Source organism: Bradyrhizobium sp. 137 (assembly GCF_023074095.1).
Taxonomy (GTDB): Bacteria; Pseudomonadota; Alphaproteobacteria; order Rhizobiales; family Xanthobacteraceae; genus Bradyrhizobium.
In genome coordinates this window covers 1-26,917 of the sequence record NZ_JADPKU010000087.1, presented here as the reverse complement: position 1 = coordinate 26,917, position 26,917 = coordinate 1, and the positions used below count along the sequence as shown (strand labels likewise).

Annotated in this window: 21 protein-coding genes and 4 pseudogenes; 15 read left to right on the top strand and 10 right to left on the bottom strand. The window is 61.7% G+C overall.

Going from position 1 to position 26,917, the window contains the following annotated elements:
- Nucleotides 1–167: 167 nt before the first annotated feature.
- From IVA78_RS24645 to IVA78_RS24630, 4 genes are all read right to left on the bottom strand, one after another.
- Nucleotides 168–311: a hypothetical protein gene (locus tag IVA78_RS24645; RefSeq protein WP_247333138.1), complete on the bottom strand. Its 144-nt coding sequence runs from the start codon at nucleotides 309–311 to the stop codon at nucleotides 168–170.
- Nucleotides 312–1,171: 860 nt separating this feature from the next.
- A complete protein-coding gene (locus IVA78_RS24640; protein WP_247278995.1) occupies nucleotides 1,172–1,321 on the bottom strand; it encodes a hypothetical protein in 150 nt (49 codons plus the stop codon).
- 232 nt (nucleotides 1,322–1,553) lie between these two features.
- Entirely contained in the window at nucleotides 1,554–2,888 is a 1,335-nt protein-coding gene (gene hemN, locus IVA78_RS24635) for an oxygen-independent coproporphyrinogen III oxidase (RefSeq protein ID WP_247468332.1), read from the bottom strand.
- 1,213 nt (nucleotides 2,889–4,101) lie between these two features.
- Nucleotides 4,102–4,353 (bottom strand): GcrA family cell cycle regulator, encoded by a 252-nt coding sequence (locus tag IVA78_RS24630; protein ID WP_247468330.1) that lies wholly within the window; start codon nucleotides 4,351–4,353, stop codon nucleotides 4,102–4,104.
- Between the two features lie 552 nt (nucleotides 4,354–4,905).
- Here IVA78_RS24630 and IVA78_RS24625 point away from each other — a divergent pair.
- Both IVA78_RS24625 and IVA78_RS24620 read left to right on the top strand, forming a co-directional pair.
- Entirely contained in the window at nucleotides 4,906–6,144 is a 1,239-nt protein-coding gene (locus tag IVA78_RS24625) for a cytochrome P450 (RefSeq protein ID WP_247468328.1), read from the top strand.
- Between the two features lie 574 nt (nucleotides 6,145–6,718).
- Nucleotides 6,719–7,201, top strand: coding sequence for an EAL domain-containing protein (locus tag IVA78_RS24620; protein ID WP_247468342.1), 483 nt, complete (start codon nucleotides 6,719–6,721; stop codon nucleotides 7,199–7,201).
- A gap of 472 nt (nucleotides 7,202–7,673) precedes the next feature.
- Here the strand turns inward: IVA78_RS24620 and IVA78_RS24615 are convergent.
- The 4 genes and pseudogenes from IVA78_RS24615 to fixL all read right to left on the bottom strand — a co-directional run.
- A pseudogene (locus IVA78_RS24615) lies at nucleotides 7,674–8,369 on the bottom strand (helix-turn-helix domain-containing protein); the annotation flags it as partial.
- A 103-nt stretch (nucleotides 8,370–8,472) separates the two neighbouring features.
- Nucleotides 8,473–8,892, bottom strand: coding sequence for a response regulator (locus IVA78_RS24610; RefSeq protein WP_247278990.1), 420 nt, complete (start codon nucleotides 8,890–8,892; stop codon nucleotides 8,473–8,475).
- A gap of 44 nt (nucleotides 8,893–8,936) precedes the next feature.
- On the bottom strand, nucleotides 8,937–9,554 hold the full coding sequence (fixJ, locus tag IVA78_RS24605) for a response regulator FixJ (protein WP_247468326.1): 618 nt from the start codon (nucleotides 9,552–9,554) through the stop codon (nucleotides 8,937–8,939).
- Between the two features lie 3 nt (nucleotides 9,555–9,557).
- Entirely contained in the window at nucleotides 9,558–11,075 is a 1,518-nt protein-coding gene (gene fixL, locus IVA78_RS24600) for a sensor protein FixL (RefSeq protein WP_247468323.1), read from the bottom strand.
- Between the two features lie 188 nt (nucleotides 11,076–11,263).
- Here fixL and IVA78_RS24595 point away from each other — a divergent pair, with 188 nt between their 5' ends.
- From IVA78_RS24595 to ccoS, 11 genes are all read left to right on the top strand, one after another.
- On the top strand, nucleotides 11,264–11,608 hold the full coding sequence (locus IVA78_RS24595) for a hypothetical protein (RefSeq protein WP_247278987.1): 345 nt from the start codon (nucleotides 11,264–11,266) through the stop codon (nucleotides 11,606–11,608).
- Nucleotides 11,609–11,656: 48 nt separating this feature from the next.
- Nucleotides 11,657–12,169, top strand: coding sequence for a universal stress protein (locus IVA78_RS24590; protein WP_247468320.1), 513 nt, complete (start codon nucleotides 11,657–11,659; stop codon nucleotides 12,167–12,169).
- On the top strand, nucleotides 12,130–12,555 hold the full coding sequence (locus IVA78_RS24585) for a CBS domain-containing protein (protein ID WP_247418527.1): 426 nt from the start codon (nucleotides 12,130–12,132) through the stop codon (nucleotides 12,553–12,555). The genes IVA78_RS24590 and IVA78_RS24585 overlap by 40 nt, the downstream gene beginning before the upstream one ends.
- 197 nt (nucleotides 12,556–12,752) lie before the next feature.
- A complete protein-coding gene (ccoN, locus tag IVA78_RS24580; protein ID WP_247468314.1) occupies nucleotides 12,753–14,402 on the top strand; it encodes a cytochrome-c oxidase, cbb3-type subunit I in 1,650 nt (549 codons plus the stop codon).
- A 10-nt stretch (nucleotides 14,403–14,412) separates the two neighbouring features.
- A complete protein-coding gene (gene ccoO / locus IVA78_RS24575) occupies nucleotides 14,413–15,144 on the top strand; it encodes a cytochrome-c oxidase, cbb3-type subunit II (RefSeq protein WP_247468311.1) in 732 nt (243 codons plus the stop codon).
- 13 nt (nucleotides 15,145–15,157) lie between these two features.
- Nucleotides 15,158–15,322 (top strand): cbb3-type cytochrome c oxidase subunit 3, encoded by a 165-nt coding sequence (locus IVA78_RS24570; RefSeq protein WP_247468308.1) that lies wholly within the window; start codon nucleotides 15,158–15,160, stop codon nucleotides 15,320–15,322.
- Between the two features lie 6 nt (nucleotides 15,323–15,328).
- Nucleotides 15,329–16,204 carry a cytochrome-c oxidase, cbb3-type subunit III gene (gene ccoP / locus IVA78_RS24565; RefSeq protein WP_247468305.1) on the top strand — a complete coding sequence of 292 codons (876 nt, stop codon included), beginning with the start codon at nucleotides 15,329–15,331 and terminating at the stop codon, nucleotides 16,202–16,204.
- 110 nt (nucleotides 16,205–16,314) lie between these two features.
- Nucleotides 16,315–17,781, top strand: coding sequence for a cytochrome c oxidase accessory protein CcoG (gene ccoG, locus IVA78_RS24560; protein WP_247468302.1), 1,467 nt, complete (start codon nucleotides 16,315–16,317; stop codon nucleotides 17,779–17,781).
- 15 nt (nucleotides 17,782–17,796) lie between these two features.
- Nucleotides 17,797–18,282 (top strand): FixH family protein, encoded by a 486-nt coding sequence (locus IVA78_RS24555; RefSeq protein ID WP_247418532.1) that lies wholly within the window; start codon nucleotides 17,797–17,799, stop codon nucleotides 18,280–18,282.
- 11 nt (nucleotides 18,283–18,293) lie between these two features.
- Nucleotides 18,294–20,501 (top strand): cation-translocating P-type ATPase, encoded by a 2,208-nt coding sequence (locus IVA78_RS24550; RefSeq protein ID WP_247468300.1) that lies wholly within the window; start codon nucleotides 18,294–18,296, stop codon nucleotides 20,499–20,501.
- Entirely contained in the window at nucleotides 20,486–20,653 is a 168-nt protein-coding gene (gene ccoS, locus IVA78_RS24545; protein ID WP_247468297.1) for a cbb3-type cytochrome oxidase assembly protein CcoS, read from the top strand. The genes IVA78_RS24550 and ccoS overlap by 16 nt, the downstream gene beginning before the upstream one ends.
- Before the next feature lie 181 nt (nucleotides 20,654–20,834).
- On the opposite strand, the pseudogene IVA78_RS24540 reads toward ccoS, so the two are convergent.
- A pseudogene (locus tag IVA78_RS24540) lies at nucleotides 20,835–21,228 on the bottom strand (helix-turn-helix domain-containing protein); the annotation flags it as partial.
- A 2,118-nt stretch (nucleotides 21,229–23,346) separates the two neighbouring features.
- On the opposite strand from IVA78_RS24540, the pseudogene IVA78_RS24535 reads away from it, so the two are divergent.
- Nucleotides 23,347–23,550 (top strand): annotated as a pseudogene (locus tag IVA78_RS24535) (plasmid stabilization protein); the annotation flags it as partial.
- Nucleotides 23,547–23,720, top strand: a pseudogene (locus IVA78_RS24530) (PIN domain-containing protein); the annotation flags it as partial. The pseudogenes IVA78_RS24535 and IVA78_RS24530, both read left to right, overlap by 4 nt.
- Before the next feature lie 329 nt (nucleotides 23,721–24,049).
- On the opposite strand, the gene IVA78_RS24525 reads toward IVA78_RS24530, so the two are convergent.
- Nucleotides 24,050–25,630 carry a Fic family protein gene (locus tag IVA78_RS24525; RefSeq protein WP_247468295.1) on the bottom strand — a complete coding sequence of 527 codons (1,581 nt, stop codon included), beginning with the start codon at nucleotides 25,628–25,630 and terminating at the stop codon, nucleotides 24,050–24,052.
- Nucleotides 25,631–26,917: the final 1,287 nt, after the last annotated feature.

Below are 26,917 nucleotides of genomic sequence, written 5' to 3'. Positions count from 1 at the left end.
TAGACCGGTTCGGGATCCTAGTGCTCAAGGCGGACTAGGTGACGCTTGAGGCCAGGCGGCATCTCTATGCCAACGAGACCCGCTCAGCCTTCCGCGCTATCACCACTGCTGGCGCAGCTTGGCCAACGTGGTGGTACCCAGCGCGACGCAACCCAGCCGCTCGATCGCTAATCGAGTGCAAGCATCTGCTGCACCGTGTCGAGACGGGGTGTGGCCTGCTCGATGTGACGTTCGCTGGCAAGAGATTGGCGGCCAGCGCCGGAGCCCAGGGATTCTCGCGACAAATCCGCTGCCACGAGGATGTTCTTCAACAGAGAGCCGCGCTAGCTGAGCTCGCATAAGAACACGCCGGACCCTAGAAACGCCCGCAGCTCGGTCCATGGGATGAAGCACAGGCGGGCAGAAGGGGCTAACATCTTTTGACCCCCGTAAGCTCGCTGAGGCCGGCACGAGGCCTTGATTGGCTCTCATGGGAAGATGGAGAGCGCGATTGGAGGCGTTTTGATAGCTGCGGGACCAGACAGAACATCCATCAGCTCGATTGGAGTTACCGGATCTATATCGCATCGCGACTTCGTCCTTGATGTGGCCCGAGCGAGTTTCACCGGCACTGACTGGCATGTGTCCGTCATCTCCATCAATTGCTAGGTTTGGTAGGTTGACCGGGCGCGGGACGTCGGCCTCGCTGTGCGAATCTGTCGTGCCGCTCGGCGCGAGACCGTCCCGGCGTCAGGGACGAACTCCGGTATGGCAGCATCGAGGGGTGCCATTCGGGAAGGTCGCTTCGATTCCGGTTGCGCGAGGCTCTTACGGGAAACTTGTTTCGATCCCGCGGGATCCGGTTCTAACTGTGGTGCTCGATTATCGTTGGCGCCGTGTCGCGCCGGCGCCGGTCCTTTTGTGCTCTTTGGTCTAGCTCATCGCGTCGACCAGCTGCTGCTCTGGATTGCACGCAGCGATCCGTAGCGATTCCGGTCGAGCGGCGACCATGCACATCAATAGGATCCGTCGTGCATCACCACGAAGCGCTCCTCTTTGCTGGGAGTTCGTATCCAGCGTAGACCGCAGGCTGATTGCGGTATCCCGGGCTGCCAGCGCTTGAGGAGGTCGAAATATCCTCGTACATCCGGACGAGCTCGATCAGGTTTTCGATACCGAAGTCGCTGAACGCCTACATCTCATCTTCTCCGACGCGGTAGACCCAAATGAAGCCGTCCTCGATCGCCATTTTGTTGGCGACGTCCCGCAGCCAGTCGTCGTCCTGGTCGAGGTCCGCGGCCACACGGGCAATGGTGGTGATGTGATGAACTTTGTCGGTCACGCCGCGTGAGCGGACTGCGTTGCAGTCGGGGGCGTCCAATTCCCGGCAGCAACTCGCCTAGCTGACTTCGCGGCTAGGGCCGGGCCGGCTCTCGTCGCGCAGCTGCGCACGGCGTCCTTTACGAATTTGGCGCTGTACGTGAGTGCACCAGGTGAGCGAAACTCGTTACCCGGGCTTCTGGGCGCGTAACGGAAGGTAATGCATTCATACGATCAGCGCTCCTTGGCTGGCCTTAACAGAGCGGCGCGCCGAGATAAGCATCGAATGCGGCGGCCACAGCGCGAGTTAGAAAACGATGCTCCTGCCTCACGCGGATGAATCCCTTTTCCACCTCCACGATCCCATCCTCGGCGAGCATTGCCAAGCGTTCGGGTGAACCGAGGAACGGGACCGGGTCAAATCCATGAGCAATGCAAATTGCCGGCACGTCGACCTCGAAATCGCACATCAGCCGCTCGATGATTGCGGCCCGGACGCGGTCTTCGAGGCTGAGACAGTAGCCCTTTGACGTCGCCAGACGGCCGGCTTTGATTTGGCCGCTGTAAGAACCCGCTGCAACTTCATTCTGGACGTAACCATCGCCAACTCGGCCGATGGCCGACGGGCCGAAACCGATGACTTTATGGCAGGTGTCGGCCGAGTAACCCAGTGAGTTCCGCCGCAGGCGACCGGCTTTCTGCGCCAGCGCGAGCTCATCGTCCGGCAAGGCGAAATGGTCAAGTCCGATTTGGCGGTAGCCCGCAGCAATCAGTGTATTGGCCATTGCCGCGGCCTGTTCTGCACGGGCAGGGCTGTCTGGCAGCGCTGCCTCGTCGATCAGGCGCTGATTCTTCTTAAAGGAAGGAACGTGCGCGTAGCCGAATACCGCAAGCCGGTCTGGTCGCATGGCCACCGCCGTAGTCGCGGTCTGAACGCAGGACTGCACCGTCTGATTTGGCAGACCGTAGATGAGGTCGAAGTTGATGCGCATTACTCCATGCTGCCGCAGCATTTCGACAGCGCGCTCTGTTTGTGCCTCACTCTGAACGCGGTTAATGGCCTTTTGAACAATTGGATCGAAGCTCTGGACGCCCAGGCTCGCGCGGTTCACGCCGGCAGCCGCTAACGCTTCGGATGTGGCGAGCGTGAACGTGCGGGGGTCGATCTCAACAGCGATGGCGGCCGTTTTCGAAACCGCAAAGCGGCGGCGCAGAAGTTCCATCAGTGCCCCGAACTGCGCGGGCTCGATGAGGGTCGGCGTTCCACCGCCGAAGTGCACGTCGCTCACAGGCAGCCGTTGCGGCACCTGCGCCGCGACCAACTCGATCTCCTTACGAAGAACCGCCAAATATTCTAGGATGGGTGAATCCCGGCGAGTGATGCTTCGAGCGAAGCCGCAATACCAGCAAATCGATCGACAGAACGGAACGTGGAAATAGAGCGACACGGACTCATTAACCGGCAGGCGCTGCAGCCATTTCTCAGAGGCTTCGGCGCCGACCACCGTGGAGAACTGGGCTACAGTTGGATAGATGGTGTACCAAGGAAGGCGAGCATCGCAATACTTTTCCAGGACCGAGGTCTGCAACGATTGTTATCCTATGTTTACGAAGTTTGTGGTCGCAAGCGAAGTCTTTTGCATTCCTTTTTGCCGACAGTAGTCCGGAATGTCGCTAGACAATTGGAAGCTTGCGTGACGGCCGATCTGCTGACGAAACGCGGTGTGGGATAGCAAGCCGTTCCTCTCGAAGACAGAGAACAACTGCTGCAGGCGAGATACTCGAATCAACACGGCCACGGCGGGGCCCCAGATTCAACTCCGCTTCGCTAATCTCCGACGTTCGCCAACGAGACATCCACCGGGGCCGTTGACGCTGCTAGAGCTCGAACTGCTCCACGACCTGACTCGTGCGAAGTTCATCGATCAAAATTGATACGTCGCCTCGCAATCTTCATCAACTTACAAGGTTTGGTAGTTGACTTCTGCCTGGCGTATTCCCCATCCACCCAGGGATCCTGCGCCGCCTCGGGGACATCCCGGTACATAGTCGAACTTCACCAATGCGAGGATCGTCGGTGTCGCGCGGCGCCACGGCTGTTGGCGTGAGTGTGTTCTCGCAGTTGGTATGGAAAAAGTAATGAGCCGGGTAGGCGAGCGAGAAGTGATCGATGCAATTGAACAGCCGTTTCAGACTTGCCACCGGTTTTGCACAGATCGTCAAGGCACCTATGGTGGGTGGTGGTCGTCTTCGTGTGTCTGGGCACTGCAGGAGTCTATTTTGACCGACGTCAGACAATATCTCGAGAGCTCGGCGGTCCGTGAAGTTGCTCCAAGGCTGAGCTTGTCACCGACGCCGGGGCGGTACCTGTCGGAGGTTCCGTCGGGACAGGCTCACGGTCAAGCGGCTTCACCCGAGCTCGTGTACTTCGTCGGGCACGGCGTGTGCAGAAACTTCCAAACACGGCGCAAACCAGGACGTCGGGCGCTTCCCCGAAGACGCATAACCGAAAACAGGCTCAAGAACCAGAACGCATTCTTCTTCTAATTCAGTGCATCCAGCCTCTTGAGATTGGATGACTTGACCTACGATCGAGCCTCCGCCGCGAACATTCTACTCGACGCCACTGTTCGTCCCATAGCCACAAAGCGCGCAAACCAACAAGCAAATCGTCCGGATGGACCAAGTACGGCGCATAGCCCGGGAGATCGCGGCGCGCCTGATAGTTCTACGCGGTATTCCTGACTGCCTCAGCTAGCATCGCGTAAAGCTGCCGCTTGCTCATTTCTTGAGGCTGGCTATCTAGCGCCTTTTGCGACAGCTTCGTTCCGACGCAATCGCGACCAGCCGCCATCGCCGTCGGCCCTCGCTTCGGGGCGGGTCTATCTTGGGTTTTGCTGTTGGTGGCTTGTGACCTCGAGTGAGGCCCAACCGAGCTAGCCTGCCGCAAACTGCGTTGCGACTGCACTCGAGATGACGCGCGATCTGCGCGGCACTCTGTCCCGCGGCCCAGAGCTTTTCCAGCTGTGCCAATTCTCTTTTATTCCAGCGCATGGACGCTACTTTAGTGCCAGTTGTGACGTCAGGTTAGTTTACTCTTCGTCCGGCTCGCGCACGATCGCCGGTTTGGTCTCCTGTTCTACGAAAGCCCGCATCGCGAGTGAAGGAAAAACGAGTGTCCTTGGCAAACCGCGCTCTCTTCTTAGTCCCTACCGTGATTAGGGTCCCATCTGCTCGCGCAATATAAGTAGTCGAGTGGCAACCGGGCGTGCCGCTGGGTGCCATCGCGGCGAGTGCTTGCGTCCTGATGTTGACTACCACAAAAGCGAGTTCGCGCGCCTCCCCAATCTTGATAGGGGAGCTTCGCTCGCCTTTCCACTATCTTTATCGACGGGGGCCGAACCAAGTTCCCAAGTAACTTAGGCCGTAAGATAATTTCAGAGTTCTGACGATTGTGCGAGCTCTCGCGAAGCCCAGCCATGGACATGCGTCACACATTGTTACTGGAGGGCCCAGCTCGTTGTGTTTCGACCGAGCTTCCATGCGAGTGCAAATAGCGCATGAGCCGAGCTTTCAAAATTGCACGCCAATGTCCGCGAGACAATCATGACAGACTTATCGGCAGAGAACGCTTGCGAGGAGGCTGACATCCCGCTGAGCCGCCTTGATGTAAGCGAGCCCAAGCGCTTTGAAGATGATACCGTTTGGCCTTGTTTCGAGCGGCTGCGAAGGGAAGATCCCGTCCATTATTGCGAAGACAGCCCGTACGGTCCATATTGGTCGATAACAAAATACCGCGACATCGTAGCCGTGGATTCAAATCACACAATATTCTCGTCAGAGCGAAGCGTCACAATTGTGGACCCGCCGCAGAAGTATTGGACTCCCAGTTTTATTAAGATGAGTCCTCCTGTCCATGCTCAGCAGCGTAAGACTGTCAGTCCGATCGCAGCATCGGAGAACCTGGCGAAGCTTGAAGGCTTGATCCGCTCGCGGGTTCAGAAGATCTTGGACGGTTTGCCGCGCAATGATACCTTCAACTGGGTCGATAGAGTCTCCATCGAGTTGACGACCCAAATGCTGGCCACGCTGTTCGACTTTCCCTTTCAAGATCGACGGCTGCTGACCTACTGGTCGGACGTAGCCGCCTTGAGTCCACAAATGGGCCACCAGATTGACAGCTGGGAAAAGCGAAAGGCGGTGCTGTCCGAGTGCTTGGACTATTTCACACGGCTTTGGAGCGAACGGGCAAAATCCGAGCCGCGCGCTGACCTAATCTCTATGATGGCGCATTCACCGGCGACCCGAAACATGGAGCCATGTGAGTTCCTGGGCAACCTCATTCTGCTGATTGTTGGAGGTAACGATACTACGCGCAACTCAATTACCGGTGGCGTCTTGTTCATGAGTCAAAATCCGTCCCAACTGCGAAAACTCCGCGATGATGCTTCGCTAGTGCCGGGGGCGGTATCCGAGATTATACGATACCAAACGCCTATCGCCCATATGCGCCGGACCGCTTTGGACGATTTCACGATAGGGCACAAGCAAATCAGGCGAGGCGATAAAGTTGTGATGTGGTACATCTCTGGCAACCGAGACGACGACGTTATTGCTAGCCCCAACAGCTTCATCATCGATCGAGAACATGTACGGCAACATCTCTCTTTTGGCTTTGGGATTCATCGTTGCATGGGTAGGCATCTTGCAGAGCTGCAGCTGAAAATCCTGTGGCAGGAGATGCTGAAGCGATCTCTGGAGGTAAAGGTGGTCGGCGAACCGGAGCGAGTTCAATCCAATTTTGTGCACGGTTATTCCGCACTGCCGGTGCAGATTCCAGGTTAGTCTCGGTTGCGAGCGACATTCAACACTGGTCATATCGTGCAGAACCAGTTATGACCTCGTGGAGACCAGTTGTCTCGGTAAGTTCACCGGGGTTGCCTTGCGGGCTTCTGGGTGTTTTGACGATTGCCGGCAGGGCCACAGCGTCGCTATCCCGCCGAAGACCTTGGCCGGGCGGTTGCGATATTCATCGCGCCACCCCCTGGTACCACCTCCGAGGGCCTCGCTTTCTGTGTCCTGGTTGTGCTCCGCCGAGCGGCCCTCTCGCCTTGTTCTGGGCGAAACGCTCGCTCGCGTTCGCCTTGGAGGGATGGTGAGCGGATCGGCTCTCTCCGAGAAGCCCCAAGTGGCGGACCGATCCGTAATGGCTTTGTTTCCATGGGCGATCGCCTGCCGGAACTTTCCGGCCCGGTCGCTTGGCTTCAAAAAGCGCGTCCCACCCGACAGTTCTGTCATGCGATATCCCCTCGACATGCCTGAGCGGGCAAGGCCTTTTTGGCGGTAGGCTGATCGCGCTTAAGCGGCGTGAGCGGCGCTCTGAGGCTGTTCGATTGCCCAGATTGACGACCGGGTGCTGATGGAAGCTTGCCGTGAGGCCGCGTCGTGGAACCGACTCTTGAGGATCGCCGTCAACGTCTCGGCCGCGCAATTCCGCAGGGAGAACCTCGATGCGCAAGTCCGAAAGGTGCTGGGCGAAAGCGGGCTGTCGCTGGCCGGCCTCGAGCTCGAGATCACCGAAGGCGTGCTGATCGAGGATGTCTTGCGCGCGAAGAAGACGATGCAATCGCTCAAGAGCTTCGGCATCCTGATCGCGCTGGACGACTTCGGGACCGGGTATTCCTCGTTGTCCTACCAACGAGGAATACCCTCTCGACTGGATCAAGATCTATCGGGCATTCGTTGGCTCGCTTGGACAGAACGAGCGATCGTTGGCCATCGTTCGCGCTGTCATCGGCTCGCTCAGGGTCTTGGCGTGCCGGTGCTTGCTGAAGGGATCGAAACGAAGGTCCAAATGTCGCTCCTTGTCCAGGAGGGCTCTATGAGATGCAAGGCTACTTGATCGGACGCCCGTAGCGTCTTGCGGCGGAAAGTCGGTCCAAGCCGAGGGTCCCATCTCTCGTCCAGTCGGCCTCGTAGGGGAGATTGCGGCGGGCTCGACAAAGCTGTCTTCAGGATTCGGCATTGAAGGACCCGGACTGAGATCCAGACCAGCGTCACTGGTGCGAGAGCTGCCAGCAGGCCCAGTACCGCGAAATCAGGATGATCTAGAGGACGTCAACATCCGCGCCGCATTCGCCTGCGCGCACCGTAACGTCAGGCCGGCTGCTAGGCCACAACCTGATGGGAGAGGTCGAACCGGTTTGGTCGTTTTGGGCTTCAACTCCGCCGCAGCAGTTGGCACACGTTTTGGCGACTCTGATCCTCTTGGCCGGAAACGCAGCCCGCGGCTTGATTGCGGCAAGAAAGGCCCGCCGAAATGCGTTCGGCGGGCCAAGTCGGAGAGGAGAAACGCGGCCGGGTGAAAGCGATCCGGCATCGAGATTGTGCAGGCGCTGGCGGTTGCGCAGTACGATCTGGCGGGCGCCGGAGAAGCCGAGTATGCGCTTTGCGTGAAGCTGCGAGAGCGCGCGCGACACGGTCTCGAGCGTGAGGCCGAGATAGTCGCCGATATCGCGCCGACACATCGGCAGTGCCATCATGCCGGCGACGGCGAGGCGGCGATCCATTTCGAGCAGGAAGGTTGCAACACGCTCCATCGCCGTCTTGCGCCCCAGCAGCAACATGTGATCTTCGGCGTGACGCAGCTCGCCCGCCGTCATGACCCAGAGCTTGCGCGCGACCTGTACGTCGGTGCTGGCAGACCTTTCGAGGCTGGCTCGCTCCACGAGGCGTACGCTGGTGGCGATAATCGCTTCGGCCGCAAGGCGATGCGTCTGGCCGGGTTCGAGGCCGAACACGTCACCGGGAAGATGGAACGCGCCGATCTGACGGCGGCCGTCGGAGAGCAGCTTGTAGCTGCGCACCGCGCCGGAGACGACCTGATAGACATATTCGGCGGGCTCGTCCTCGCCATAGATCTCCTCGTCCTTGCGATAAGAGAACTCGGTGGCAACGAGGCCGGCATGTCCGGCGATCGCGCCGAACTGTTCGGAAACGGAAAGCGCGGGAGCGATCTTACCGCCGATATGGGTCTTAATCGCCTGGGTCTTGAGCGTCTGGGTCAGCATCTGCGCCATCTCCGTTGTGATGGTGCATTGGTACGCGGGATCGCGCGATCCGGAAATTTCGAGCGTTATCTTAAGGAGGTTTACCTACGGAGAATCCCGTAGGTCAGTGGCCGCGCCTGTCCTGGATGGCGTGGCGGATGCATTTCGCTAGGTTTTCATCGAGGAGCGGCTTCAAAATCACGTCCGTGATCCCTGCCGCCGCTGCCTTTACCGAGATATTTCCGTCGGGATAGCCGGTGATCAGGATCACGGGCCTGTCGGCGTCGGATTGGCGCAGCCGCCAGGCCAACTCGATGCCATTGATGTCAGGCATCTTGTAGTCGATCACGTAGCAGTCCGCGCCGGGCGGGGTCGTCGCATTGAGCAGCGCCGGAGCGCTCCTGAAGGTCCGCACGGCAAAGCCCTCGGTTTCCAGCAGGAAGCGCAGGGATCCCAGCACAGCGGCATCGTCGTCGACCACGTAGACGGTGGGCTTTGCCGATGCGCCTGGGGGCCGCTGATGGGGCGAGCCGATCTCGATCATGCCTGCGTGGCTACCACAGGCCCGCACACGTGCCTTGACCTGCCTCAATCCTTCAGCATGCCGGCGCGCATCGCCAGCCGGACCAGTTCCGAGAGGCTGTTGGCCTGCATCTTGGTCATCACATTGGCCCGGTAGACCTCGATCGTGCGCGGGCTGATGTCGTATTCGCGGGCGATCAGCTTATTGGAGAGACCTGCGATCAGCCCCTCCATGATCTGGTGCTCGCGCGGGCTCAACGAGGCCACACGGGCGGCCATATCCTGCGCCATAGCCTCGTTCTTGGCGACCGGTTCGGCCCGGCGGATCGCGGCCTCGATCATGGTGACGAGGCGGTCGTCCTCGAACGGCTTTTCCAGGAAGTCGACCGCACCAAGCTTCATCGCTTCGACTGCGAGCGGCACGTCGCCGTGACCGGTCATGATCACGATCGGGAACGGACTGTGCTGCGCCTTCATGCACTTGAGAAGCTCGATTCCGTCAACGCCCGGCATGCGGATGTCCGAGACTACGCAGCCGAAGGCGAGGCCGGGCAGGGCGCCGAGGAAGCGTTGCGCATTGTCGAATAGGGTGACGCCGAAGCCGCAGGAATCCAGCAGGAAGTTCAGCGAGTCCCGCATCGCCTCGTCGTCGTCGATGACGTAGACATGTCCCTTGGTTGTCATGAATCAGTTCTCGTCGGCTGCCGGGAGGGTGAAGCGGAATGTTGCGCCACCCGATGCGTTGCTCTCGGCCCACATGCGGCCGCCGTGAGCCTCGATGATGGAGCGGCTGATGGACAGTCCCACGCCCATGCCGGTCTCCTTGGTGGTGAAGAAGGTCTGAAACAGGTTTGAAATGACATCGCGCTGGAAGCCGGACCCGCTGTCGGACACCTCCACTTCGATCACATCATCGGCGATGCGGCTGTTGGCAATAACGAGCTCGCGCCGCGGCGACTGCGCCATCGCTTCCAGCGCATTGCGAAACAGATTGACCAGGACTTGCTGGATCTGCACCCGGTCGGCGAGGACGAGATCGGCGTCCGGATCGAGATTGAAGCGGAGCTGCACGTTCTGCTCGCGGGCGCCGGCAAGCCCAAGCGCGCCGGCTTCCTCGATCAGCTTGGACAGGCTCTCGACCCGCTTCTCGGACTCGCCGCGAGACACGAAGTCGCGTAAGCGCCGGATGATCTGGCCGGCGCGCAACGCCTGTTCGGCGGCGCGGTCCAGCGCGCTTTCGATCTTCCGTGTGTTCGGATCGCTGCTGCCGGCGAGCAGCCGTCGCGAGCCCTTCATATAATTGCTGATCGCCGCCAGCGGCTGGTTGAGCTCGTGGGCGAGCGCAGAGGCCATCTCGCCCATCGCGGTCAGCCGCGAGACATGGACGAGCTCGGACTGCAATTCCTGGAGCCGCGCCTGGGTCTGTTGATGCTCGGTGAGGTCGCGGATGAATCCGGTGAAATAAGGCTCGGCGCCCGACTGCATCTCGCCGATCGCCAGATGCATCGGAAAGGTGGTTCCGTCGTGGCGCTTGCCTGTCGCGATACGCCCGATGCCGATGATATGCGGATCTCCGGTGGTGCGGTAGCGCGCGATGTAGCCGTCGTGGCGGGTGCAGTCGGGCTCAGGCATCAGGATGCTGACGTTCTGGCCGATGGCCTCCTGCTCGGGCCAGCCGAACAGGCGCTCGGCCGCCGTGCTGAAGAGCTCGATGATGCCGTGGCCGTCGATGACGATCATTGCATCGGGAATGGTCTGGAGGATCGACTGGAGGTGAGTCTCGCGGGTGCGCAGTGCCTCCTCAACCTGTTTCTCCTCGTTGACGTCGAGAAAGATGCCGCTGAGATGGCGGGCGGCACCGGCGTCGTCCCGGATGAGACCTGCCCGGGCGCGAATCCAGCGCCCCAGGCCTGAGGCATTGGCAACTCTGAAGGATACGTCGAAGCCGCCGCCGTGGTCGACGACATGCTCGATCGCGCTCTCCAGGCGCGCGCGGTCCGCGGGACCGAGGCGCGAGAGAAGGAGTTCATAGCTCGCCGGTTGATTCCGTTCGATGCCGAGCAGCATTCTCGCGGTTTCCGACCACTCCAGGTCGCGCGTCCTGAGATCGAGATCCCAGGTGCCGACGCCAAAGCCTTCGATCCGGACGCCGAAATGCTCGCCGCGAGCGTCCTCTGGCGGATGCGTTACGCGGCTCAGCGACAAGCTATTGCTCCCATTCTCCCGCGGCGGGGTCCCGTGGCGGCAATTTCGCCCAAGGCCGGACCGGAGGCAAGTTCGGATGTCTGATCGGCGGATTTCTCCCAACTGGGCGCCGAAAATTGATCTACCTCATCCTGCCTTGCGTCGGCGCGGCTAGATTTCCACAGCAACGTACTGCCCGGAGGCTCCCGATGACATATCCGACCGTGGTGGTCAGCCTGGCGCTCGATCAGCCCAACGAGGCGCGTCTTCAGGTCGCGGGCGAACTCGCCGAGCGGTTCGAGGCGACCATTGTCGGCGTTGCCGCGGCGCAGTTCGCTCCGCCGCTCTATTTCGCAGATGGCGCCGAGGCCCTAGGGCTGATCGATCGGGAGCAGGCGTCCGTCAGGAACGCCTTGCCGAGCTGGAGGCGCAATCCGCGCCGCGACGAAGGCGCGCGGCGGACACTCGGAATGGCGCAGCGCCCTGGATTTTCCCAGGCGGTTTGTCCTGGCGCAGGTGCGGTGCGCCGACATCGTCGTCAGCGGCGGATATAGCCCGCTTTCTCCGATGCCTTTTCGCTTGCAAGCCTGAAGGATCTGGTAATGCAGGCTGGCCGGCCGCTCCTGATGGTAACCGACGGAGTCAACTGGCTCGATCTGCGTAGCGTGCTCATAGTCTGGAAGGACACGCCCGAGGCACGGCGGGCGGTTGTCGATGCATTGCCGAGGCTGCGCAACGCGAAGGACATAACCATCGTCGAGCTTCCGGAATACGCTGGCGACGGCTCGGCCACGATGGGGCGCGTCACGGACGTTGCCACATGGCTCGCTCGCCACGGCCTCGCTGCGATCGCGCGCATCCCGGAAGCCGCGAGAAACCAAACCGCCGCCGCGCAATTAGAGAAGATCGCCTATAACATCGGCGCCGGCTTGATCGTCGCCGGCGCCTACGGTCATTCGCGCTTCCGCGAGCTGATCCTCGGCGGCGCCACGCATGATCTGATGACGCAATCGGCCCCGCGTGTTGCTGTCGCACTGACGGCCGGCGAACCCAGACCAATCCAGGAGGACGCGCCGTGTACAAGTCTCTTGAACAGACCGTCGGCGGCTACATGACACGCAACGTACGGACGGCTCAGTGCGATCTCGACCTGCTCGAACTCAGCGAGATGTTCGAGCGCGACGATTTCAACTCCTATCCAGTCGAGGATGACGGGCAGGTGGTCGGCATCGTCACCAAATTCGACATCCTGAAGTGTTTCGCCTTCACGCCGAGCCAGATGCTGCCGCGCTATCCCGACCTGATGAGCCGCAAGATCGGCGACGTCATGACGCCCGAGTTCATCTATGTCAGCCCCGACACAACGCTGACGCGCGTGCTCCAGATCATGGTCGAGCATCGCATCAGGAGCATCATCGTGCTCGACGGCGCAAGGAAGCTGGTCGGCATCATCGCCCGCGAGGACGTCATCGCGGCGCTCAAGGCCACCGCGCGGGACTGATCCCGCGATTTCAAGCTCCGTGATTTTCCGGAGGCAATGCTTCGCGGTGTGCGCCGTGCCGTGCGCAAGCAATTGACGACTACTCCCTGATCCGCATCGGTCTCACATCAACGGAAATCCAGCTAGCTTGATTTCAATCAATTCCCCGCGAGGGCGGATGTGGTTTCTGGCGGCGTGTTCTTTCAGAGAGAATCCGCATGAGCCAGCCCGCCCTCTCCAAATCCATGACGTCAGGTGAAAGCGGCCTGGCTGTCGTGTTCGCAGTCACCGCCTTCTTCTGCTTAATCGCCTCGGCCAAGGCGCTCGACGCGCCCTTCGCCTTCCACGCTGCGCTGAGCGCGGCCGCGAGCCTGGCCGCGGTGTTCTGCATCATCAACCGGTACTTCGATCGCGCGGCGGCGCTGCCGCCGGCGGAGATCAACGGCCGCCCCAACTACAACATGGGCCCGATCAAGTTTTCCTCCTTCATGGCGATGTTCTGGGGCATCGCAGGCTTCCTCGTCGGCCTGATCATCGCCTCGCAACTGGCCTGGCCGGCGCTGAACTTCGATCTGCCCTGGACCAGCTTCGGCCGTCTGCGTCCTCTGCACACCTCCGCGGTGATCTTCGCCTTCGGCGGCAACGTGCTGATCGCGACGTCCTTCTACGTCGTCCAGAAGAGCTGCCGCGTGCGCTTGGCCGGCGACCTCGCGCCCTGGTTCGTCGTAATCGGCTACAATTTCTTCATCCTGATCGCCGGCACCGGCTATCTGCTCGGCGTCACCCAGTCGAAGGAATATGCCGAGCCGGAATGGTACGCCGATCTCTGGCTGACGATTGTGTGGGTAGCCTATCTGCTCGTCTTCCTTGCCACCATCATCATGCGCAAGGAACCGCACATCTTCGTCGCAAACTGGTTCTATCTCGCCTTCATCGTGACGATCGCGGTCCTGCATCTCGGCAACAATCCGGCCCTCCCGGTCTCGGTGTTTGGCTCCAAATCCTACGTCGCCTGGGGCGGCATCCAGGACGCCATGTTCCAGTGGTGGTACGGCCATAACGCGGTCGGCTTCTTCCTGACCGCCGGCTTCCTCGCCATCATGTACTACTTCATCCCGAAGCGCGCCGAGCGGCCGATCTATTCCTATCGGCTGTCGATCATCCACTTCTGGGCGCTGATCTTCCTCTACATCTGGGCAGGTCCCCACCATCTGCACTATACGGCGCTGCCGGACTGGACGCAGACGCTGGGCATGACCTTCTCGATCATGCTGTGGATGCCCTCCTGGGGCGGCATGATCAACGGCCTGATGACGCTGTCGGGCGCCTGGGACAAGCTGCGCACCGACCCTGTGCTGCGCATGCTCGTCGTCTCCGTCGCCTTCTACGGCATGTCGACCTTCGAAGGCCCGATGATGTCGATCAAGGTGGTCAACTCGCTCAGCCACTACACCGACTGGACCATCGGTCACGTGCATTCCGGCGCGCTCGGCTGGGTCGGCTTCGTCTCCTTCGGCGCGCTCTACTGCCTGGTGCCGTGGGTCTGGAATCGCAAGGGCCTCTACAGCCTGAAGCTCGTCAACTGGCACTTCTGGATCGCAACCCTCGGCATCGTTCTCTACATCTCGGCGATGTGGGTGTCGGGCATCCTCCAGGGTCTGATGTGGCGCGCCTACACCTCGCTCGGCTTCCTCGAATATTCCTTCATTGAGACGGTCGAGGCGATGCATCCCTTCTACATCATCCGCGCCGCCGGCGGCGCCCTGTTCCTGATCGGCGCGATGATCATGGCCTACAATCTCTGGATGACGGTTCGCGTCGGCGAAGCGGAAGTCCAGAGGCCCGTCGCTCTTCAGCCGGCGGAATGAGGAGTTTTCCATGTCGTTCTGGACACGCCATCAAGTCTTCGAAAAGAACTCGATCATCCTGATCGTCGGCATCCTGCTGGTGATCGCGATCGGCGGTCTCGTCGAGATCACGCCGCTGTTCTACCTCAAGAGCACGATCGAGGCGGTCGACGGTGTCAGGCCCTATACGCCACTGGAGCTCGCAGGCCGCAACGTCTACGTCCGCGAAGGCTGTTATCTCTGCCACTCGCAGATGATCCGCCCCCTGCGCGACGAGGTCGAGCGCTACGGCCACTTCTCGCTCGCCGCCGAGAGCATGTTCGACCACCCGTTCCAGTGGGGCTCCAAGCGCACCGGTCCCGACCTTGCTCGCGTCGGCGCCAAATATTCCGACGACTGGCACGTCACCCATCTGACCAACCCGCGCGCGATCGTGCCGCAGTCGGTGATGCCGGGCTATCCGTTCCTCAGTCAGACGGAGGTCGATCCCGACATGATCGCCGACCACATGCGTACGCTGAGAACCGTCGGGGTGCCCTACACCGACGATCAGATCGCGAGCGCCGGCGCCGATATGAAGGCCCAGGCCGATCCGGACAACTCCGGCAGCGATGCCTTCAGCAAGCGCTACAAGGCCGTCGTGCGCAATTTCGACGGCAAGACCGGCACGCCGACCGAGATGGACGCGCTGATCGCATATTTGCAGATGCTCGGCACGCTGGTCGACTTCAAGATCTACAACGAGAAAGCCAATCTTCGCTGAGAAGGCATCAACGATGAAAGCCATCCTGACACTCGACAATCTTGCGTCCGGTCTCGTGACCACGATCTGGACGCCGGTCTTCATCGCGATCTTTCTCGCGATCATCGCCTACGCATTTTGGCCTCGCAACAAGGCCGCTTTCGACGAAGCGGCACACCTGCCGTTGCGGGACGAGTGAGAGATCATGACCGATCATCATAGCGACATCGATTCTGTCACCGGCAGGTCCACGACCGGGCACGAGTGGGACGGCATCAAGGAGCTCAACACGCCGCTGCCGCGCTGGTGGGTAGTCACCTTCTACCTCACCATCGTCTGGGCGATCGGCTACTGGCTCGTCTATCCGGCCTGGCCGCTGATCTCCAGCAATACCACGGGCATGTTCGGATACTCGTCCCGCGCCGACGTCGCAGTCGAGCTCGCCAATCTCGAGAAGATCCGCGGCGACAAAATGGTGGCGCTCGGTGCGGCCTCGCTCGCCGACATCGAGAAGGATCCGGCCTTGCTGGCGCTTGCCCGCGCCAAGGGGAAGACCGTGTTCGGCGACAATTGCGCACCGTGTCACGGCAGCGGCGGCGCCGGCGCGAAAGGCTATCCGAACCTGAACGACGACGACTGGCTGTGGGGCGGCACGCTCGACCAGATCATGCAGACCATCCAGTTCGGCGCGCGTTCCGGTCACGCCAAGGCGCATGAGGGTCAAATGCTCGCCTTCGGCAAGGACGGCGTGCTGAAGGGCGACGAGATCGTCACGGTCGCCAATTACGTGCGGTCGCTATCGGGCTTGTCGACCCGCAAGGGCTACGACGCGGCGAAGGGCGAAAAGATCTTCGCGGAGAATTGCGTCGCCTGCCATGGCGACGGCGGCAAGGGCAACCCCGAGATGGGCGCGCCGAATCTCACCGACAAGATCTGGCTCTATGGCTCGGACGAGGCGAGCCTGATCGAGACCATCAGCCTGGGTCGCGCCGGCGTGATGCCGGCCTGGGAGGGGCGGCTCGATCCGGCCACCATCAAGGCCATGGCGGTCTACGTCCACTCGCTGGGCGGTGGAAAATAGCAGATCGGCAGAAAACGGGGGCTAACAAAAGTGCTGCCGTTTGCGCTGGATCAATGGACGCCGCGGCGTCGGGTCTAGGTTTAATCGCACCTCTCGAGAAGCTCCAGGCGATGAACAAGACCGTGAACCCGAACGAGCTCACATCGGACGACGATTACGGGCCGCTCTATGTGGCCCAGAAGAAAGTCTATCCGCAGAGCGTCTCCGGCACCTTCCGCCGGATCAAATGGGGCCTGATGGCGTTCTGCCTCGGCTTCTACTACTTGCTGCCCTTCGTGCGCTGGAACCGCGGTCTCGGCGCCCCCAGCCAGGCGGTGCTGATCGATCTGCCCAACAGCCGCTTCTACTTCTTCTTCATCGAGCTGTGGCCGCAGGAGGTCTACTACTTCACGGGCCTGTTGATCGTCGCCGCGGTGGCGTTGTTCCTGATGAACTCGGTCGGCGGCCGCATCTGGTGCGGCTATCTCTGTCCGCAGACGGTCTGGACCGACCTGTTCTACGCTGTCGAGCGCCTGATCGAAGGCGATCGGCGCGAGCGGATGAAGAAGGACAAATCGTCCGATCCGATGAGCCTCGAGCGCATCTTGGAGATCGTGCTCAAGCATTCGATCTGGCTCCTGATTGCCTGGTGGACCGGCGGCGCCTGGGTGCTCTACTTCAACGACGCGCCGACGCTGGTGAAGGAGCTCGTCACCTTTCAGGCGCCGATGATCGCCTACGCCTGGATCGGCATCCTCACCGCGACGACCAATGTGCTCGCCGGATTCATGCGCGAGCAGGTCTGCGTCTATATGTGCCCCTGGCCGCGGATCCAGGCGGCGCTCACCGACGAATGGGCGCTCAACGTCACCTACCGCTACGATCGCGGCGAGAAGCGTACCTCGGTCAAGAAGGCCGCCGAGCTGCGTGCGCTCGGCGAGCACGCAGGCGACTGCGTCGATTGCTATCAATGCGTCGCGGTCTGCCCGACCGGCATCGATATCCGCAACGGGCCGCAGCTCGAATGCATCCAGTGCGGGCTCTGCATCGACGCCTGCGACAACGTGATGACCAAGATCGGCCGGCCGAAGCGGCTGATCGGCTACGACAACGACATCAACATCCATCGCCGCCAGGAAGGCAAGGCGCCGGTCTACCGCATCGTCCGGCCCCGCACTGTCGCCTACAGCGCGATCATCGCGGCCGTCGGCGGCATCATGATCTACACCCTCGCGACCCGCAGCCTGCTCGACGTCAACGTGCTGCACGACCGCAATCCGGTCGCGGTCAGGCTCAGCGACGGCTCGATCCGCAACGCCTACACGGTCCGGCTGCTGAACAAGAGCGGCTATGACCGCGTCATCGCCATCGACGCCAACGGCCCGGTCAACGCGACCATTCACGTCATCGGCGTCGACTCCGTGACGCCGGACCGGCCGATGATCGTGATCCCCCGCGACTCCACCAGCGAGCTGCGCACGCTCGTGACCGCGCCGGCGCAGAGCAATCCGGAGAAGTCGATTCCCGTCCGCTTCGACGTCACCGATATCGGGCTCGGCGAGGCCGCATCCGCCACCGACAATTTCGTCTCGCCGTAAGTCCAGGAGACACCCATGGCATCCAAGCCGCTCACCGGGACCAAGGTGTTCCTGATGCTGGTCGCCTTCTTCGGCGGCGTGATCGGCGTCAACGTCACCATGATGAAGCTCGCGATCGCGACGCTGCCCGGCACCGACGTCGACAGCCCCTATGCCGCAGGCCTCACTTATGACCGCGAGATCTCGGCGGCGCAGGACCAAGCCGCGCGCAAATGGCAGGTTAACGCTCATATCGAGCGGCGCGCCGATGGCAATGCCGTGCTCCAGGTCGAAGCGCGCGACGCTGCCGGGCAGCCGGTGAGCGGGTTGAGGTTCGGCGGACGCCTGGAGCGGCCGACCGACAAGCGCGCTGATCTCGCCGTCGAGCTCACCGAGGCGGGCATCGGCCTCTATCGCGGCGATGCCGCGTCCGTCGCGCCGGGCCAGTGGGACCTGGTGATCGAGGGTGAGGCGCGGGGGACGCGCGTCTTCCTGTCACGCAACCGCGTGATTCTGAACTGAAGGATTTCGCCATGCGGATCACGCGGGACTTTTCGCACTACGTCCGGACCGCGGGCGAAGGCGTCCAGCACATCGATCTCGCCGTCGACGGCGTTCACTGCGCCGGATGCATGGCCAGGATCGAGCGCGGACTGTCGGCGATTCCCGACGTCACGCTGGCGCGGGTGAACCTCACCGACCGGCGCGTCGCGCTGGAATGGAAGCAGGGCACGCTCGACCCAAGCCGTCTCATCGATCGGCTGGAAGAGCTCGGCTACAAGGCCTACCCTTACGAGACCGAGAGCGCGGAGGCGACTGAAGTTGCCGAATCGCGCTTCCTGCTGCGCTGTCTCGGCGTCGCCGCGTTCGCCACCATGAACGTGATGATGCTGTCGATCCCGGTGTGGTCCGGCAATGTCTCGGACATGTTGCCGGAGCAGCGCGACTTCTTCCACTGGCTGTCGGCGCTGATCGCGCTGCCGGCGGCAGCCTATGCCGGCCAGCCGTTCTTCCGTTCGGCCTGGCGCGCGCTGTCGCACAAGACCACCAACATGGACGTGCCGATCTCGATCGGCGTGTGCCTCGCGCTGGGCATGTCCGTGGTCGAGACCATCCACCACGCCGAGCACGCCTATTTCGACGCGGCGATCATGCTGCTCACGTTTCTTTTGGTCGGCCGCTTCCTCGACCAGAACATGCGGCGGCGGACCCGCGCGGTCGCGGGCAATCTCGCCGCGCTGAAGGCGGAGACCGCGGCGAAGTTCGTCGGCCCCGATGAAATTTCGCAGGTGCCGGTGGCGGCGATTCATCCCGGCGATATCTTGCTGTTGCGGCCCGGCGAGCGCTGCGCGGTCGACGGCACCGTGATCGAGGGGCGCTCCGAGATTGACCAGAGCCTGATCACCGGCGAGACGCTCTATGTCACCGCCGAGCAGGGCACGCCGGTCTATGCGGGATCGATGAACATCTCGGGCACGTTGCGGGTGCGGGTCTCGGCGGCCTCAGAGGCGACGCTGCTCGCCGAGATCACCCGGCTGCTCGACAATGCGCTGCAGGGGCGCTCGCGCCACATGCGGCTCGCCGACCGCGCCTCGCGGCTCTACGCGCCCGTGCTGCATGCGACCGCACTCATCACTATCCTCGGCTGGGTCATCGCGGGTGCTGGCTGGCACGACGCGATCGTCACCGGCGTCGCCGTGCTGATCATCACCTGTCCCTGCGCGCTCGGCCTTGCGATTCCCACGGTGCAGACTGTCGCTTCCGGCGCCATGTTCAAATCCGGGGTGCTGCTCAATTCCGGCGACGCCATCGAGCGGCTGGCCGAAGCCGATCATGTCATCTTCGACAAGACCGGCACGCTCACCCTGCCGGATCTAGAGGTGACGAATGCGGCCGACATCCCCGCGGACATGTTCGACCTCGCCGGTCGACTTGCACTGTCGAGCCATCATCCGGTGGCCGCCGCGGTCGCGCAGGCCGCCGTCGCCAAATCGCCGATCGTGGGTGCAATCGAGGAGGCCGGGCAGGGCGTGCGGGCAACGGTCGACGGCGTCGAGATTCGTCTCGGCCGTCCGTCGTTCTGCGGCGCCGATGCCTTGGTCGGCGACGGTGCCGATCTAGATCCCGAAGCCTCCAGCGTGGCTTTCTGCAAGGGGGCCGAAAAATTCATCCTTTCGGTGCGTCAGGGCCTCCGCGCGGATGCGCAAGCCGTGATCGCGGCGCTGAAGGCGCGCAACATCGGCGTCGAAATTCTCTCCGGCGATCGCGAGCCGGCGGTGAGGGCGGCGGCCTATTCTCTCGGCGTTCCCGAGTGGCGCGCCGGCGTCACGCCCGCCGACAAGATCGCGCGGATCGAGGAATTGAAGCGGCGCGGCGCCAAGGTGCTGATGGTCGGCGACGGCATGAACGATGCGCCGTCGCTAGCGGCCGCTCATGCCTCGATGTCGCCGATCTCGGCCGCGCATCTCAGCCGGGCGACCGCCGATCTCATCTTCCTCGGCCGGCCGCTGGCGCCGGTCGTCGCGGCCATCGATTCCGCGCGCAAGGCGCTGCGCCTGATGCGGCAAAACCTCTGGCTCGCGATCGCTTATAATGTCCTGGCGGTGCCGATCGCGATCAGCGGCGTCGTGACGCCCCTGATCGCAGCAGCCGCGATGAGCGGCTCGTCGATCCTGGTCATGCTGAATTCGCTGCGGGGGCGTAGCGCGTCGCGGGAGATTGCGCGATGGAAATCCTGGTGATCCTAGTCCCGCTGGCGCTGGCACTCGGAGGTGCAGGCCTCGTCGCCTTCCTCTGGTCGCTTCGGAGCGGTCAGTATGACGACTTCGACGGCGCAGCGTGGCGGGCAATTGCCGACGACGAGCCGCCGCAAGAGGCCCGGGCTAAGCGGTAAAGGGGTAGCCTTCCGCACGAGGTGCGGCGGACTTCCAGTGAATGGGAGAGCATCCCTGTCGTCATTGATAGAGGGTTGACCAGGTTTGTTATGACGACAGGTTGTGTCACTGCGTGGGGGGCGTTGTTCCCAATCGAAGGCGACGCAACTGAACGGACCGGCGGCGTGGTGGGAGTCCGACCTCCATGTCCGGCAAATGCTGGCGATTGCGCAGCACGATCTGGCGCGCTCCGGAGAAGCCGAGAAGGCCTTCGCGTGAAGCTCTGACAGGGCTCGCGAGACCGTCTCCAGGATGAGGCCGAGATAGTCGCCGATATCACGGCGGCACTCGGACGGCCATCAGGCCGGCGGCCGCGGTGCGGGATGTCCGTCTCGAGCAGGAAGGTCGCGACCCTCCATGGCGTTCTTGCGGCCGAGCAGCAGCATGTGGTCCTCCGCGTGCTTCAGCTCGCCGGCCGTCAGGACCCAGAGCTTGCGCGGACCTGAATGTCTGTATTGGCCGCCTTGTCCGGGCTCGCCCGGTTTACCAGGCGCACCGTGGTCTTGAGGATCGCTTCGGCCGCGATGCGGTGGGCCCTCGCCAAAGATCTCCTTGTCCTTGCCGCTTGCGAATTCGCTGGCCACGAGCGCCGGCTGGCCGACCAGCCGCCGAACGCAGCGGACGGCGAGGGCGCGGAGCGCGTCCTGGAAGGCTGGGTGGTGTAGAGTGCGGGCGGAAGCATCGGCGATCTCCTTGCTGATGGCCGGAGGATGCGAGAGACCGCGACACGGTGAATTCGGTGTCATCTCTTAGCGGGACTAACGCACGGTAGATCTACGGGCGAGATGCCGCTCGTTCAGGACCGGTGGCCCTCCAGGCCGCTGCCGAGCGCTTGCATCGTTGGAGCGTTGAGGCAGTAATCTTCGTAATCTCTGGTACCCACCCTGATCTCGACATCGTTGTTGCACTCACGCGTCCGGTCGCATTGGGTGCAAACCCGCGGTCGCGCAGCACTGCCGGCTTCGATCGCGAGACATCCTCGTGGTCGATGCCGAGAACCTTCAGTAACTGGGGCAATTCGTCAGCCGCAAGCGTCCTTGACCACGCATCGAGGTCTGCAGGCGTGACGCGCAGGTCGGGCGCGATTTCGTGCCGCAGTAGAGTTGATGCAACTCACGGATTTCACGGCGATGCCTCAGCCAGTTACTGAAAACATGCAGGGGGCCTTCAAGAATGGGATAAGTCTTCTCTGTTTTCTTCATGCCCAATACGCTCCCAATTCTGGTGTGATGCTTTCTTATTGAAGCCGGCCGGGGCCGCCGTTGCGCCAGCGCAATGTCCTTTGCGCGGACGTAGCTGGTCCGCCGCAATTGCAGTATTTCTCCCCCTGGCGTCCGGCCGTAGAGCGCATCCAACCCAAAATCTCGGCCAGCGCCGTTGCCAGACCTTACCTCGATCCCCTACAGGGAGGCCCATCCTTCCTCTTGATCGGCGACGTACGCAAGCTCCTGCCGCAACGGCCCGCTCGCCCCGGCCGCCTCTCGAGGAAGCGAAAGCCGGCAGCCCTGGCACGAAAGACCTGGAAGGCCTTGTCGAATGCTTCGTCGTAGGAATCGATCCCACGACCGTGTGCATGAGTTCGTTCAGCACGTAGGCGCGAACGAGACTCCTCAACGTAGTGAGGGCGTTCTCGGCGGCTTCGCCGAACAGCCCGTAATTCGGCTAGGACGCCGATTATCAGCGTATGCAGGTTTTCACGAGCGTCGCCCCACTCGGAACAATCACGGCCGCGCTCCGGAAAGGCGCGGCGGATAGAGCCGGCCTCTCGAGCGCGTAGGAGCGTATCGCGTGAGCGACCAAGTTCAGCGCGTCTTCGGCGATTTTTTACGCGAGCCTTCTGCGGCCGGCAGAAATTCCCGGTAGCCCTTGACGGCAAGGAAGCGGCGCATCTCGGCGAACGTTTCGCGCGGTCGCCTGTGCAGATCTCGACTTCCTGGGCAAGATCTTTCGACAGCTCCCGGTCCCAGGTGCTCGAGAGCATTTCTTTCACGGAAGGGTCGCGAGAGTTTTGTGGCAGTCATCGTCCTCAACCTCCGAATGGTCATGCGTCGTGAACAGCACCACCGCGATGCCAGCACGGTCGCGGATATCGTCGCGACGGTGGACAGAACGCTCATGCCCTGAGAGCGCCCGTTAGGCCCTCCTAGACCAATTGATAAACGCCACTGCAAAAAGGATCCTCCAATTCAAAGTAGACCAGCATTCGGGAGGTTCGTACTCCAACTGGTGGATCCAGTGCGGCCCTGAACCGCCAGGCAGAGCTCGCCATACACATAATTCGACTAGGCGTCGGGCCGCGATTATGCGAGTCTTGCAGCAATTCGAGGCGTGTCGGACCGGAGGGACCCGATGTGCAGATCGTCTCTTTCGGCGTGGTTGGAATTGGGACGGGTAAAGTCCTGGGACACTCAAAGTGGCATGCGCCAGTGAAAGTACGCTCCACGACTGGACCGTGGGTGAGCGTGTAGTCGTTTGCGAAGCGGCTGGACCGCGTCTGAGCGGCAAGCAAGGAGTCGTTCTCGGGTTCGGTGCTACGCGCAGCAGGCTTCGCGTGTTGCTCGACGGTTCCAGAGGGCCGATCACGTTGCATATCACCTTCGTGGACCCGGTCGTGCAGCACGATCGCGCTTGAGAATGGTGCTGCCACAAGGGGAAAGTCCGCGCGGCGCAGCACAATCGCAGCGCGGAAGCGGAAATGCGCGCCATTCTGGAGGCCGCCCTGCGTCCCGATGGCCGGCTGCGGCTCGGCACCGCCCTTTCGGAGATGAGCCGGAAGATCGGCCTCACCAATGCCGATGTCGAGACACTTGAACATGGCCGCGACGCGCGTCCCGCTGAGCCGATGCGCTTCGAATGATCCTGCTCGATACCAATGTGGTCTCCGAGGCGATGAAGCCCGAACCGCATCCATCGGTCCGTGATTGGCTCGACGCCCAGGCGGCCGAGACGCTGTTTTTCTCCAGCGTCACTATCGCCGAACTGTTGTTCGGCATCCGCGCGCTGCCGCGCGGGTCGAGAGAAAGAAAGCCCTTGGTCAGCACCTCGACCTTGCAGCCGAGAACGGCCTCCCACCGTCCGTTCTGAGGCTGACAGAGGAATGGCGTGCTGCTGCTGCTCCTGGACATCGGCATGCTGATGCCGCCGAGGATGATGATCGGGATCACGCCGATCGGGATCGGTGCTGGTCAGCTTGATCGCTGATCATCATCATGGTGGTCATCCCGATCATGATCGCGCGCGCTCCGGTTAGCCCACGGGCGCCGGTCACGTCGGCATCTCGCCGTGCGATGGCTCGCAACTTGCGCGCGCGATTTGGTGACACTGGGCTTTTTGCCGGGCCTAGTCCGGCGCGATGCTCAACCGAGGTCCGCCAGTGCTTGGACTTCTCCCGGAAGGCTCTGCCGGGGCGGAGGCGGTTCACGACGACAACAGTCTGCCAGGAATGCGGCGAAGGGACCGACATCACCTTGTACGCTCGCGCTCTCGAGTGCCCGCATGTATTCGTCGCGTCTGCCGACGGGAATGATTGTCCAAGGCAGTCCTCCCGATGCCATCATGACATTCATGAGGAAGCGGCCCGTTCGGCCATTGCCGTCTGGAAGAGGGTGTATGAAGGTGAATACGAAGTGTCCCAGCACAGCTCTCACGCGCGGATCCTTCTCCTCCTTCAGGCAATCAAGAAAAGCCTCCATGGCGTCAGGTACCGATTCCCAAGCGACCGGTGTGTGTCCCGAGTTCCTGATGAAAACGAAGTGAGTTCGATAGCCGGCGAGGTTTTCGGGCTTGATGATGCCGGCTTGAACTGAGGGCTGAAAGAGGGCCCGGTACCAGTCGAGGTGCTCCCGATCGGCGATCTCGGCGGCGTCCTCGCCGTTGAGCACGCGGGCCACCGCGCCACGGACCAGCTGGAACGCATCCCAGTAGCCCTTCGCGGCCATTGCATCCCTTTGTTTGCGATCTCCATCGCTGCCGTTGGCATCCCATTTCCCGGTCTTGACCTTCTCGATCAGTTCCTCCGTGACCGAGTAGCCTTCGATAGAAAGCGAGTGGTACGCGTCCGAGGTGTATCGTTCGTCGATCGCGGCCAGATATCCGTCATGATCCTTGATACGCCGCGGCTCAAGCTTGAAATTTGCTAACACCTTTTCGCGCATCTCCGCCCATATGAGACGGATTCGCGTCATGATTGGCGGCGTGGCCCGGCTTGGAAGCTGCATCGGTACCGGCGCCTTGAATGGATCGGCATCTTCCCTGACATCGTGCCCGCCCGCCGTCATCGCGGTGACGATATCGTCGGCGGCCCGCGTGTTACCCAGCAGTCGGTACGCCCCGGCGATGCGCCCCGCCACGGCCGCATGTCCGCCTTCCAGGAGGACTTTTAGGATTGCACTGGCATTCCTCTGCGAACCGAGCAGGGCGATGACGTCGTTCTTCTGCGTCTGCCAGAAAGCTGGTGCGGCAGCGCAGATCGCCTGCGGCGCCGGAAAGGTCTGAACCCCGGCGGTCTCGACCGGGGTCACCGGCAGTTTGGTCGCCTTGTACAGATAGAGGGAGGTGCCATGGAGGAGGGGCTGGGTTTGGTTATTGGCGGTCGGTGCCGCGATCACGACCTGCTTCGGAACGTTAAGATTTTCTGCAAGTAGCGGGATTGAACTTTCTGCCGAGAGGACCCAGTCACTCTTGAAGCGCTCGTTGCAGTAGGCGCGGCAAAACTCCCAGAACGACGAGTACCAGGACGTGCTGTCGCCCGACCGCTCCTCGGGTCGCGTCATCAGCACCCATCCTTTGATGATCTCCTTCAGGAACCCGGCCTCCACCAGCCGTTCGCGGTGGGTGCGCGAAAGTTCGTCGCTCCGGAAGATTCGTCGCTTTCCGCCGTTGCTGAGGGTCTTCAGCTCGGTGAGGGACTGGGCGAGTTTTTCGTGGAGGGAGGGCATGTTCCAGCTCGCGAGGTTCCGATAGTTTGATGTCGTGCGAATACAATAGTATAATGCTGTTCAACATCAATAGTATTATGCTGATCATCTCAATAAAACTCCGTTGCGTATTTACAATAATTTATTGCAACGGCGCATTTAGACCGAGAAGCCGAGCTGCGCCTTCCGGTGGAAGGCCGACGATACGCGCTTGTCCGGCTGAGAATGTGGCCGCCGATCGAGCTCTCCCACAGCTTTCATCGACGAGTGGTTTGCCGAAAAACCCGACCAAATTCTTGGTGCCTGGAGAACCCAATTTTCGCTACCTAAATACCTCAAAGTAATAAAATTTGGCCCGCAGTTGGTGCCAAACCGGCCGAAAAGGGTCTAAGAAAGGATGAGGAGGCCAAAATTGGCCTGAAACGGCATGAAAACGGGTTAAAACACCCGATTTTCCTGATCAGTTAACAAAGTTACTGATTTGGCAAAAATCATGAAGCTTGGTGATAACCAATAGTTATGCAGAAATTCTCGTCCGTTTGGGCCCCTGTTGGCCGAAAACCGAACGTCACCAAGCGCAACCGAGCGATATCAACCTCGAACGCGGTGGCTTCGCCGGCCGGCATTCCCGCTTCAAATCGAAACAAGGCGCTAGGAAGACAGACTTCCACTCGGTAAACGAGTCCTTGAAATTGACGGGCACGGCCAAACCGACAGGGAGAGGCCGTCGGGAAGATCGGGGATGAAGGAGCATTATAAGGGGGCTCGGACCGGCCCAACCGTCCGTCTGCACGCTGCCCGAAAGGCGGCCAGCTTCAAGTCCAGCCGGGAGGCCGCGGTCAGGTTTGGGTGGCACCAAGGCACCTATCGCGCCCACGAAATCGCGGCTCGCTATTTCAATGCTGAAACTGGCCGCATCTACGCAGATGCATTCGGCGTGCCGCGATCATGGCTGATGGACGGCCGCGGACGTGGTCCGTTGATCGACCCAGTTCGCGCGGCTAGGTTTGAAATTCGCAAATCCGCCGCAACGCAGCCATCCTAGGATGCGGCGGGTCGCTTAAGGGTCGCGCGGCGGCTCACGATGGCGATAATCTAATCTTGGATTCATCGGCGGCGATGAGGCCAGCATAAGGATCCCCTTGCGTGCTTTCGACGATGAGAAGGTCGTCGTCCGTGAAGAACCCTGAATTCAGGCTGGATTGATTCGGGGTCGGGCGAAGAGGATGGCCAGGATTTGCCACAACGAGAGCCTGAGCCAGCAGATCAGGCGGCGGAAGTTGTAGCCGACGGCGGCGAGGACGGCGT

Excerpts from the sequence above, each read along its gene's own strand:
- IVA78_RS24550 (WP_247468300.1), top strand. The coding sequence starts at position 18,294 with ATGCGGATCACGCGGGACTTTTCGCACTACGTCCGGACCGCGGGCGAA.
- ccoN (WP_247468314.1), top strand. The coding sequence starts at position 12,753 with ATGAGCCAGCCCGCCCTCTCCAAATCCATGACGTCAGGTGAAAGCGGC.
- IVA78_RS24625 (WP_247468328.1), top strand. The coding sequence starts at position 4,906 with ATGACAGACTTATCGGCAGAGAACGCTTGCGAGGAGGCTGACATCCCG.
- IVA78_RS24620 (WP_247468342.1), top strand. The coding sequence starts at position 6,719 with ATGGAAGCTTGCCGTGAGGCCGCGTCGTGGAACCGACTCTTGAGGATC.
- IVA78_RS24570 (WP_247468308.1), top strand. The coding sequence starts at position 15,158 with ATGAAAGCCATCCTGACACTCGACAATCTTGCGTCCGGTCTCGTGACC.
- ccoG (WP_247468302.1), top strand. The coding sequence starts at position 16,315 with ATGAACAAGACCGTGAACCCGAACGAGCTCACATCGGACGACGATTAC.
- fixJ (WP_247468326.1), bottom strand. The coding sequence starts at position 9,554 with ATGACAACCAAGGGACATGTCTACGTCATCGACGACGACGAGGCGATG.
- IVA78_RS24610 (WP_247278990.1), bottom strand. The coding sequence starts at position 8,892 with ATGATCGAGATCGGCTCGCCCCATCAGCGGCCCCCAGGCGCATCGGCA.
- IVA78_RS24525 (WP_247468295.1), bottom strand. The coding sequence starts at position 25,630 with ATGCCCTCCCTCCACGAAAAACTCGCCCAGTCCCTCACCGAGCTGAAG.
- IVA78_RS24630 (WP_247468330.1), bottom strand. The coding sequence starts at position 4,353 with ATGCGCTGGAATAAAAGAGAATTGGCACAGCTGGAAAAGCTCTGGGCC.
- IVA78_RS24590 (WP_247468320.1), top strand. The coding sequence starts at position 11,657 with ATGCAGGCTGGCCGGCCGCTCCTGATGGTAACCGACGGAGTCAACTGG.
- ccoP (WP_247468305.1), top strand. The coding sequence starts at position 15,329 with ATGACCGATCATCATAGCGACATCGATTCTGTCACCGGCAGGTCCACG.
- ccoS (WP_247468297.1), top strand. The coding sequence starts at position 20,486 with ATGGAAATCCTGGTGATCCTAGTCCCGCTGGCGCTGGCACTCGGAGGT.
- IVA78_RS24595 (WP_247278987.1), top strand. The coding sequence starts at position 11,264 with ATGACATATCCGACCGTGGTGGTCAGCCTGGCGCTCGATCAGCCCAAC.
- IVA78_RS24555 (WP_247418532.1), top strand. The coding sequence starts at position 17,797 with ATGGCATCCAAGCCGCTCACCGGGACCAAGGTGTTCCTGATGCTGGTC.
- ccoO (WP_247468311.1), top strand. The coding sequence starts at position 14,413 with ATGTCGTTCTGGACACGCCATCAAGTCTTCGAAAAGAACTCGATCATC.